The 10324-nt window shown below is 46.2% G+C and carries 8 protein-coding genes; 4 read left to right on the top strand and 4 right to left on the bottom strand.

All coding sequences use genetic code 11. The annotated features are described in order from the left end of the window. Positions 1–1015: 1015 nt before the first annotated feature. The gene (locus Q0R57_RS01940; protein WP_294743392.1) at positions 1016–4024 is read left to right on the top strand and encodes a leucine-rich repeat domain-containing protein; all 3009 of its coding nucleotides are present in this window, start codon (positions 1016–1018) and stop codon (positions 4022–4024) included. Between the two features lie 8 nt (positions 4025–4032). Further along, a complete protein-coding gene (locus tag Q0R57_RS01935; protein ID WP_294743391.1) occupies positions 4033–4209 on the top strand; it encodes a hypothetical protein in 177 nt (58 codons plus the stop codon). Positions 4210–4328: 119 nt separating this feature from the next. Here Q0R57_RS01935 and Q0R57_RS01930 read toward each other — a convergent pair whose 3' ends face one another. After that, positions 4329–4886, bottom strand: coding sequence for a YgjP-like metallopeptidase domain-containing protein (locus Q0R57_RS01930; RefSeq protein WP_294743390.1), 558 nt, complete (start codon positions 4884–4886; stop codon positions 4329–4331). A 107-nt stretch (positions 4887–4993) separates the two neighbouring features. Here Q0R57_RS01930 and msrA point away from each other — a divergent pair, with 107 nt between their 5' ends. Together msrA and Q0R57_RS01920 are read left to right on the top strand one after the other, a co-directional pair. Then, positions 4994–5536, top strand: coding sequence for a peptide-methionine (S)-S-oxide reductase MsrA (gene msrA, locus Q0R57_RS01925; RefSeq protein WP_294743389.1), 543 nt, complete (start codon positions 4994–4996; stop codon positions 5534–5536). 59 nt (positions 5537–5595) lie between these two features. Then, a complete protein-coding gene (locus Q0R57_RS01920) occupies positions 5596–6780 on the top strand; it encodes an SGNH/GDSL hydrolase family protein (protein WP_294743388.1) in 1185 nt (394 codons plus the stop codon). Between the two features lie 12 nt (positions 6781–6792). Here the strand turns inward: Q0R57_RS01920 and Q0R57_RS01915 are convergent, their stop codons facing one another. The 3 genes from Q0R57_RS01915 to fabF are packed head-to-tail and all read right to left on the bottom strand — an operon-like array spanning position 6793 to position 10245. Next, positions 6793–7965 carry an aminoacetone oxidase family FAD-binding enzyme gene (locus Q0R57_RS01915; RefSeq protein ID WP_294743402.1) on the bottom strand — a complete coding sequence of 391 codons (1173 nt, stop codon included), beginning with the start codon at positions 7963–7965 and terminating at the stop codon, positions 6793–6795. Beyond that, positions 7965–8993 (bottom strand): ribonuclease III, encoded by a 1029-nt coding sequence (gene rnc, locus Q0R57_RS01910; protein WP_294743387.1) that lies wholly within the window; start codon positions 8991–8993, stop codon positions 7965–7967. The genes Q0R57_RS01915 and rnc overlap by 1 nt, the downstream gene beginning before the upstream one ends. Further along, complete coding sequence (gene fabF, locus Q0R57_RS01905; protein WP_294743386.1) at positions 8983–10245, bottom strand: beta-ketoacyl-ACP synthase II; 1263 nt, start codon at positions 10243–10245, stop codon at positions 8983–8985. The genes rnc and fabF overlap by 11 nt, the downstream gene beginning before the upstream one ends. Positions 10246–10324 lie beyond the last annotated feature (79 nt).

Raw genomic sequence — 10324 nt, 5'->3', positions numbered from 1 at the left:
TTTTCTTGTTTCATTTTACGTTGACTTTGTGTCAACTTTTTCTAGCGTAAGACAACTGGGAAAAAATATTTCCCTAACGAGTGAGATAAAATACAAAAAGACCTACCCTCCTACCTAAATCTTCTGAAACGCCTTTGTGCAAAGGGGAAAAGAAAAGGTAGGAGTTGTGCCAACACCTACCTATCCGTTTTCCATTTATACAAAGGTGTTTCCGGGTATTTAGGTAGGAATTGAGATGTTTTTGTCTGTTCATACACAAAAGTTTTAAAAATTCAGTTTGACTATGTCTTAAATGTTGGAGATAGGACTTTTCATTGTTGGAGATAGGACTTTTCATTGTTGGAGATGGGACTTTACACCGTTGGAGATAGGACTTTACCCCCCTAAACCATTATCCCTTACAGTGTAAAGTGCCATTCCTTACAGTGTAAAGTGCCATTCCTTACAGCGTAAAGTGTCATCCCTTACAGCGTAAAGTGTCATCCCTTACAGTGTAAAGTGTCATCCCTTACAGCGAAAGGTCCTATCCCTTTCACCCTCGGAAGGCATCCCTTTCTGCCCCGCCGCCGTCGTCTCTCAATCACACTGCAAAGTTACAACATCCCCAAACCCAATTGACCGCTTTTGACAACTTTCGCAGAAAAATTTTAAATGATTGATGAAAATTTTGCCTTTTTCCCTCAAAAAATCTTTGTTGTTTCAAGAATAATTCTTATCTTTGCCACGTCGTTCGGAGAAATGGACGATGACATCGAGGAGAGCTAAAAAGCTTAGTTCCGCAAGAGAATCTGGAAAATTCATTATACGAAGGAGCAAGTTTGAAGGCTGTTCTTCCTGTTGTGTATATATACGTGTACCTTATACTATAAGGACAGTTCACATATATGCCAGCAGGTGTGAGCTGTATTTCATTCTTATTCGTATAGGTATTCCAGAACCTTCTTGCTAGGAATGGTAAGTAGGCTCACACTCTTTGTTAGTATTTTGAAATATGACTAACCAAATATTATAACTTATGAAAAAGAAAATTACTTTATTAATGCTCTCTATGGTAATTCCCATAGCAGCATGGTGTGAAGATGGCGATGTTTTTACAGCGAAGACTGTAGAAGACGTTGAAATGACCTTTGTTGTAATTAGTGAGGCAGACAAAACGTGTCAAGTTGGTAAGGGATTGGGATTCACAATCGAGCCATCTATTTCCACTGAGACTGTTGGCCACGTTACTGTTCCCTCAATAGCTAATGGATATACAGTAACAACATTGGCAGTAAACGCTTTTTGCGATTGTAGTAGCCTTTCATCAATATCTATCCCGAATAGTGTTACTGCCATAGGTGCTGGAGCATTTCAGAACACACAATGGTACGAAGATCAACCAGATGGCTTAATATACGCTGGAAACGTAGCTTATCATTATAAAGGCACGATGCCTTCAAATACATCCATTGTAATAAATGATGGGACTACAGGAATTGCTGAAGAATGTTTCCGTGATTATAAAAATCTGATAAACATTACCATTCCAGAAGGAGTAACAAACATTGGTGATTTGGCTTTCTCTGGCTGTAATAATTTAAAAAACATAAATATACCAAATAGCGTATCATTCATTGACAAAAGTGCATTTTATGATACTGGTTGGTTAAATAGTAAGTCTGCAGGTTTGGTGTATGCAGGGAAAGTTGCTTACAAATATAAAGGAACTGCACCATCTGGAACTGAAATCACAATTCAAGATGGGACAGTAAGTATTTCCCCTTCTGCTTTCTCGGGATGCCAAGGATTAGTGTCTATAACATTTCCGAATAGTGTAACAAGTCTCGGGAAAAACGCTTTTTATCATTGCGAAAATCTTATAACGGTTAACTTGTCTGATAATTTGAAAACTATTGGAGAACAAGCTTTTTCTGGCTGTAAAAGTCTATCAAGTATAAGCATCCCTGACAATGTAACAAGTATTGGTGTTTATGCTTTTAATAGCTGTTCAAATCTTGAGTCAGTGATTATCCCAGAGGGAGTGACAAGTATCAGAAATCTAACATTTGTGAATTGCACCAACTTAAGTTCCGTATCTATCCCGAAAAGTGTAATCACAATTGGTAGTAGTGCATTTGGGTCCTGCGGCCTCACTTCATTAACCATTCCTTTTGGAGTTAAGAAAATTGATACTAGTGCTTTCCATCATTGTACTTTATTATCCTCGGTAGACATCCCAAGTAGCGTGACTGATATTGGTAGTGAATCTTTCTACGAATGCAGTAATTTGACTTCCGTTTACATTCCCAATAGCGTAACAAATATTGGCAGTTCAGCTTTCTTGGGTTGTAATAGTCTTAACAGAGTGATAATAGAAAAGGAAAATCCGATATCTATTGATGAAAATACTTTTTCTAATCGAACTAATGCCATCCTTTCCGTTCCGTTAGACAGTAAAGCGGCTTACGAAGCAGCTGATTATTGGAAAGATTTCAAAACTATTGTGGAAACATCTCCCATTATTAAAATTACTGATGTTAGAGCCAAGGCAAAATGTGTTGCCAACTGGGATACAAATGGTGACGGCGAGCTGAGCGAGACAGAGGCTGCTGCAGTAACAGATATTGGAACAGTTTTTGCAAATCAGGATATTATCACTTTTAACGAATTGCAGTATTTTACGGGACTAACTTCTATTGGTTTTGGTGCTTTCAAAACTAATCTTGGTTTGAACTCAATAACCATCCCTTGTAATGTAAAAACAATAGGGGACTATGCTTTTCAGGAATGCGAACGTTTAACTTCTATTACCATCCCTAATAGTGTAGAAACAATTGGTACTTATGCTTTCGAAACTTCAGGCTTAACTTCCCTATACATTCCAGAAAGCGTAACATTCATTGATAATTATGCCTTCGATGAATGCCCTTTACTCTCGATAGCTGTGGATGAAGATAATGCCATATATGATTCTCGCGAGAATTGTAATGCGATTATTCATACGTCAACAAATACTATCTTCAAAGGCTGCAAAAACTCAACAATTCCTAGTAGTGTGACATCTATTGGCTATGGTGCATTTTATAGTTGCAGTGGTCTGGAATCCGTCACTATACCCAGCAACGTGACAACCATAGAAGAAAGTGCATTCAATTGGTGCAGAGATTTAAATTCCATTACCATCTCTAATGGTGTGATATCCATCGGTCCAGCTGCATTCAATTGGTGCACAGGTCTTACCTCCATCAACATTCCTAGCAGCGTGGCAACCATTGGTAATAATGCTTTCTATATGTGTAATAATTTAACTTCGGTAACTGTTGAAAGGAATACACCAATAACTATTAATAGTAGTAATACTTTCTCCAATTGCGCCAATGCCACACTTTTTGTCCCTGCAGGCAGTAAAGCGGCTTACGAAGCAGCTGATTATTGGAAAGATTTCAAGGAAATAATAGAGTTGGCAGATAATATCACCATTGGTGCTACTGGTATAGGTACTTTCTGTAGCACACATGCTTTGGATTTCTCTGGTACAGATGACATAAAGGCTTATATCGTGTCTGCTTTCAAGCCCAGTACAGGTGAGGTGACGTTAACTCGAATCACAGATGTGCCTGCCAATACAGGTATCGTGGTGAAAGGCGATGCTGACACCTACTCTATTCCTTGGGGACCTGGCGAGACCATCGTATCAAATATGTTGGTAGGGGTAACAGAGAACACCATTCTGAATAAGGAAGATGGCGACTATACCAATTATATCCTCGCCAAGAAGAATGGTAACCTTGGGTTCTATGCTGTTGCCGATGGCACTACGCTGAGTGCTGGAAAGGCTTATCTGCCTCTCCCCACCGCCAGTCTGCCTAGTGGTGCACGAGATGTAAAATTCGTCTTTGACGATGAGCAAACGACTGACATTACTGAAGTAGAGCACACAAATACTGATGCAAGAACTGAAGTTTACGACCTGCAGGGACGCAAAGTGATAAGACCTGCAAAGGGACTGTATATTGTTAATGGTAAAAAGGTAACTATTAAATAATGTGTGATATGGAAAAGAAATTATATATGATGCCACAAACCAATGTGGTAGAGATAAAGACAAAAGGTCTCTTGGCTGGTTCGCAATTCGATATTCCTGTCAGCAATCCTAATGATGAAGTAGATGCAGGAAATGCTTTGTCAAGAGGTAATCATTCGATATGGGATGAAGACGAAGAAGAATGATTTTGAAAGCTATAGGTAGGTGTTAGGTAGGTGTTTGAACAACACCTACCTATTGTTTTCCACCTTATACAAAGGGGTTTCCGAAGATTTAGGTAGGAGGGTAGGTGGTTTTTGAGAAACTACGCTGCGGGTGACTTTAATAATCGGCGTGTCTCTCGTCGAGCTTCCTTCCAACGGGGGAAGAACTTGTCCATCAATGCATGGAAACGGGCATTATGGCTTGGTTCCAAGAGATGGCACAGCTCATGAACCACGACGTGCTCTACACACCATTCTGGCAACAACAGAAGATAGGCCGAGAAGCAGATGGACTTGTCCTTGACATTGCAGACGCCCCATCGCGAAATCATCGCCTTGTAATAGACAACGGATGGTTTCACGCCAATTACCTTGGAATGGTGTTCTACCATCGGCTCTATCAAGGCTTTCAATCGTTGGAGGGCGTCTTCAGCCTGTTCTTTTGTCTTCAGCGGCAGCTGATGATAAAAGTCGGCCCTCTGCTTTTGGCTTTCACAGGTTTTCTTTCGTGCCTCAGCAATCCACTCACGGTGTTCCTCAATAAACCGCTCCACTTCAGACTTAGGTATGCCAAAAGGAGCCGACACATGCACATCGCCATTCTTCACGATGCGCATCGACAGCCTCCTGGTTCTCCTATATGTCACTTGTATGGCCATACGAAATTCTAAATACACTTAAAACTTGATGCAAAGATAGTAATAATTGCGGATTTATCGCTATATTTGCACCAAGATTATCATGTAACCCAACAAAAACTACGTTTATGATGAATTCGTCACATGTGGAGATAAAGAACTGTAAGGACATCTATCTTGCCGGAGGGTGTTTCTGGGGAACAGAGCATTACTTCAAGCAGATTGAGGGTGTGGTGGAAACAGAGGTGGGATTTGCCAATGGACATACGGCGAACCCTACATATAAAGAGGTATATACCGATACAACGGGATATGCCGAGACAGTACATGTAAAGTACAATGTTGACGTTGTAAGCCTTGAGTTCCTGCTGCAGATGTTCTTCAAGGCCATCGACCCGACAAGTCTCAACAAACAGGGGCACGATGAGGGGACTCGCTATCGCACTGGTGTTTATTATACCGATTCTGAGGATCTACCAGTTATCGAAAAAGTGTTTGCCGAAGAACAAAAGAATTATCAGCAACCACTGGCTGTTGAGAAGCTTCCCTTGGAGAATTTCTATACAGCAGAAGAGTATCATCAGGACTATCTCGACAAGAATCCTGACGGCTATTGCCATCTACCCCTGGCGCTGTTCGAGTTTGCAAGACAAGCCAAGGCTAAGAAATAGGATAGCGAGGTAAGAAATGATAAGACGAGAAACTAATAACAAAAATAGAAACTAAGAATATGAAGAGAACAATCATGATGCTGGCCTGCATGCTGATGGCAGGCGTTGCTTTGGCTGGTGGCCATTGGGTAGGAACGTGGGGTACGGCTCCGCAACTTGTAGAACGTCATAATAACCCGCCGGCACCTGGGCTGGCCAACAACTCGCTGCGTGAGATTGTGCAGGTATCGATAGGCGGTAAGAAGGTGCGCCTGAAGCTCACCAATGAGTTCAGCACAGAGGCCACGGAGATCAAGGCCGTAGAGCTGGCCATTGCCAAGACGGCAGGCAGCAGCAGCGAGATTGACGAGGCGACAACGGTGAGCCTGACCTTCAATGGTGAAAGCGGCGTGACGATACCTGCCAATGGCACCGTGATCTCCGATGCCGTCAACTTCAAGATGGACGACCGCCAGAATGTTGCCATCACTATTCACTATGGCTCAGCATCACCCAGTGTCAGCGGTCATCCTGGCTCGCGTACCACTTCTTATCTGAAAGAAGGAAATACTACCGACTTCACTGGCGCCATCAGAACAGACCATTGGTATAGCATCCAGACGCTAGAGGTGGAGGCTCCGAAGAAAGCCGGCGCCATCGCCATCTTAGGCAACTCGATTACTGATGGACGAGGCTCGACCACCAACGAACAGAACCGCTGGGCCGACGTGCTCTCGCGTCGATTGCTGGCCAACAAGGCCACGAAGAGGGTAGGGGTGCTGAACATGGGCATCGGCGGCAACTGCGTGCTGGGTGGAGGCCTTGGCCCTGCTGCCGTGAACCGTTATCAGCGCGACCTCTTTGGTCAGGAGGGTGTGAAGTGGATTATCCTCTTCGAGGCTGTCAACGACCTAGGCTATGCCCGCAATGGGGTGCAGACGGCAGAGCGCATCATCGAAGTCTATAAAAAGATTATCGATGAGGCCCATCAGAAGGGCATCCGCGTGTTTGGTGCCACCATCACGCCATTCAAGGGCAACAACTACTATTCAGAAGACCACGAGAAGGGCCGTAGCACCATCAACACATGGATTCGCACCACCGACCTGCTCGATGGCGTGATAGACTTTGACCAGGCCGTGCGTAATCCCCAAGACCCAGAAGCCATGCAGGCGCAGTTCCTGTTCGAGAACGACTGGCTGCATCTCAATGCCAAGGGCTATGAGACGATGGGTAACAGTATAGACTTGAACCTTTTTAAATAGTCTCCACCAGGACTATTTACATGCATTTTTGATAGCTGTGGCAACGGTATAGGCAGTGGTCCAGGCGGCTTGGAAATTGAAGCCGCCAGTGACGCCGTCGATGTCGAGCACCTCGCCTGCAAAATATAGGTGTGGGTGCTCGCGGCTTTCTAAAGTAGAGGGGTTGACGGCAGAGAGGTCAATGCCGCCGCAAGTGACGAACTCGTCCTTGAAAGGCGCACGACCAGCAATCTGGTAGGTGTCGTTAATAAGCATATTCGTCAGACGATTCAGCTCTTTCTGGTTGAGGCTGCCCCAAGGGGCGTGAGCTCTTCCAGCAAGAGCTTTTTCTGTGAGATAGCTCCATAGACGCTGAGGCAGGTCGAAGGGCCGCATGGTGGTCAGCTGCTTCTGTGCATGCTGTCGACAGAAAGCCAACAGCTCTTCCTGTACCTCGTTCTCCTTGAGTGATGTCCAGTTGACGGATAGGGGCATCTGGTATTGATGCTCGCTGAGCAGACGGGCGGCATAGCTGCTGAGTCGCAGGATGCACGGACCACTCATGCCCCAGTGGGTGATGAGTAGTGGTCCTGAAGCTCTCATCTTAGTGCCTGGAATCATCGCGGTAGCATCAACCACGGTACCCATCAGGTTTCGCAGTTGGGCATCGTTAATATTAAAGGTGAAAAGCGAGGGGACGGGAGGGATAATGAGTGAAGAGTGAAGAGTGAAGAGTGAAGAATTCTTCATGCCGCCTGTGGTGATGGCGATGAAATCATAGTCGCTGAGATCATCAAGGCTATTGACCTTGCAACAAGTCTTAATGGTGATGTCCAGACGATGGGCCTCGTTGAGAAAGAGGTTGATGATGGTGTGGGAGTCCTGCGACTGTGGAAAGACGCAATGGTCCTCCTGAGTGGTGAGCTTGACACCGCGATGCTCAAACCATTGATAGGCATCGCGGTAGTCAAACACTTTGAAAAGACGTTTCAGCAGTCGGTGGCCTCGCGGATAAACGCTCTGCAGGTCGACCACATCCTCAAACGAGTTGGTGCAGTTACAGCGTCCGCCGCCTGAGATCTCAACCTTGGCCAGCACTCGTTTCGAGGCCTCCAGGATGGTGACATCCATCTGTGGACACATCTCCTTGAGATTGATGGCCAGAAAGAATCCTGCGGCTCCTCCGCCAACGACTGCCGTCTTCATCATGATTCGTAGGCGGCAGCTTCGGCTGCTGCGATGATATCTTCACGAGAAAGATCCTGCGGCATGTGGGAGATATCGGAGAGGTCGAACTCATCGTCATCAGAAGAAGGCTCTGGGGCCTCATTCTTCTTAGTGGCCTTCGTGGTCTCAATGGGCTCGGGCTCCGCGGACTCATTGGCCTCATTCTTGATGATAAACTCCTTCTCGGCCTCCAGGTCGGGGGCAATGGCGGTAGGCTCCTCTTCCATCTTCGTACGGTTTGACTTAGCCGAGAAGATGGCATCGACGAATTGCGGCTCACGGCGCAGTTGCTGTAGTGTCTCTTTGGCGGCCAGCTGCTGGGCCTCTTTCTTTGAATAGCCCTGACCCTTACCGCCGTCAATGCCTTCAATCTTGACGATGAAGCCAAAGACGGGCGAGCCCTGCTGGTCGGTAGTCTCCTTCAGCATCTGGAACTCCATGCGCACTCGGTTCTTCTGTGTCCACTCCAGTAGCTTCGACTTGAAGTTCACCTCTTTATATGCCACCTTGTCAATGTTGACCATCTGAGTCAGGATACGCTTCTTCATAAAGCGCATTACGGCATCATAGCCTTGGTCCAGATAGATGGCACCCACCAGCGCCTCGAAGGCGTTGCCAGCCAAATAACTATTGTGTGAGCGGCCTGTGGCGTTGCTTTGAATCAGCTCCGTCAGTCCCATCTCCTGAGCCAGTTTTCCTAATGTCTCACGACTTACCAGTTTCGAGCGGGTGTTGGTCAGAAAACCCTCGTGCTTGCCGTTGAAGTGCTCATAGACAATATGTCCCACCACGGCATCAAGTATGGCGTCACCCAGAAACTCCAGTCGCTCGTTGTTCAGCGGACGACCTTTGTCGTTGCGCTTGCCTGAGCTCTTGTGGGTCAGGGCCATCTTATAATACTTGATGTTGTGGGGGTAGAACCCGATGATGTCGTGTAGAGAAGAAAAAAGCTCCTTCTCCTGACGGAAAGGGAGCTTTATACGATCAATGATATCTTTAAGCCTCATACTTTTTGAAAACAACACAAGCGTTGTGACCACCGAAACCAAACGTATTGCTCAGTCCGGCACGTACAGTACGCTTCTGTGCCTTGTTAAAGGTGAAGTTCAGATTATAATCAATCTCAGGATCTTCGTCGCCATCCTCGTGGTTGATGGTGGGAGGAATGATATCGTTCTTCACAGCCAGGATGGTAGCCATAGCCTCTACGGCACCGGCAGCACCCAGCAGGTGACCAGTCATGGACTTGGTAGAAGAGATATTCAGCTTGAAGGCAGAGTCGCCGAAGACTTCCTTGATGGCCTTAGCCTCTGAGATATCGCCAACATGAGTTGATGTGCCGTGCACGTTGATGTAGTCGATTTCATCGGGCTTCATGCCAGCATCTTCCAGAGCGTTCTGCATCACCAGCTTAGCGCCTAGACCCTCGGGGTGAGAGGCGGTGATATGGTGAGCATCGGCACTCATGCCGGCACCAACCATCTCGGCATAGATCTTAGCACCACGAGCCTTGGCGTGCTCCAGCTCCTCAAGGATGAGACAGCCGGCACCTTCACCCATGATGAAGCCATCGCGGCTAGCGCTGAATGGACGGCTGGCCTTCTCGGGCTCATCGTTGCGGGTTGACAGGGCGTGCATGGCGTTGAAACCGCCTACGCCAGTCTCACAGATGGCTGCCTCGGCACCACCCGCTACAATGACGTTAGCCTTACCCAAGCGAATCAGGTTGAAGGCGTCGGCCAGGGCGTTGCTTGAAGAAGCACATGCAGAAGAGGTGATGTAGTTAGGACCGTGGAAACCGTACTGGATAGAAATCTGTCCAGCAGCAATGTCGGCAATCATCTTCGGAATGAAGAAAGGATTGAACTTAGGACCATCTTCGCGGTGTGCGCCGTAGTAGGTCACCTCGTCCTCGAAAGTCTTGATGCCACCAATACCGACACCAAAGACCACGCCAACGCGGTTCTTGTCTATTGTCTCAAGATCCATTGCGCTGTCGTTGACGGCCTGCTGGGCAGCAATCATGGCCAGCTGTGTGTAGCGGTCCATCTTGCGTGCTTCCTTGCGGTCCAGGTAGTCGTTGATGTTGAGGTTCTTTACCTCACAGGCAAACTGGGTCTTAAACTTGCTTGCATCGAAAAGTGTAATAGGTGCTGCGCCGCTAACGCCTGCCAGAAGATTGTTCCACATCTCTTCAGGGTTGTTACCCACGGGGGTTACTGCGCCTAAACCTGTTACAACAACTCTTTTTAATTCCATTTTATTAAGATTAAAGAATTAAAAAATTGAAGAATTGAAAAAAAGAGCCAGGATGAAGCCTGAACTTCAATTTTTCAAT

The organism is uncultured Prevotella sp., assembly GCF_946407605.1.
Taxonomy (GTDB): Bacteria; Bacteroidota; Bacteroidia; order Bacteroidales; family Bacteroidaceae; genus Prevotella.
The sequence above is the reverse complement of the archived record's forward strand: the minus strand, read 5'-3'. Positions and strand labels throughout refer to the sequence as shown.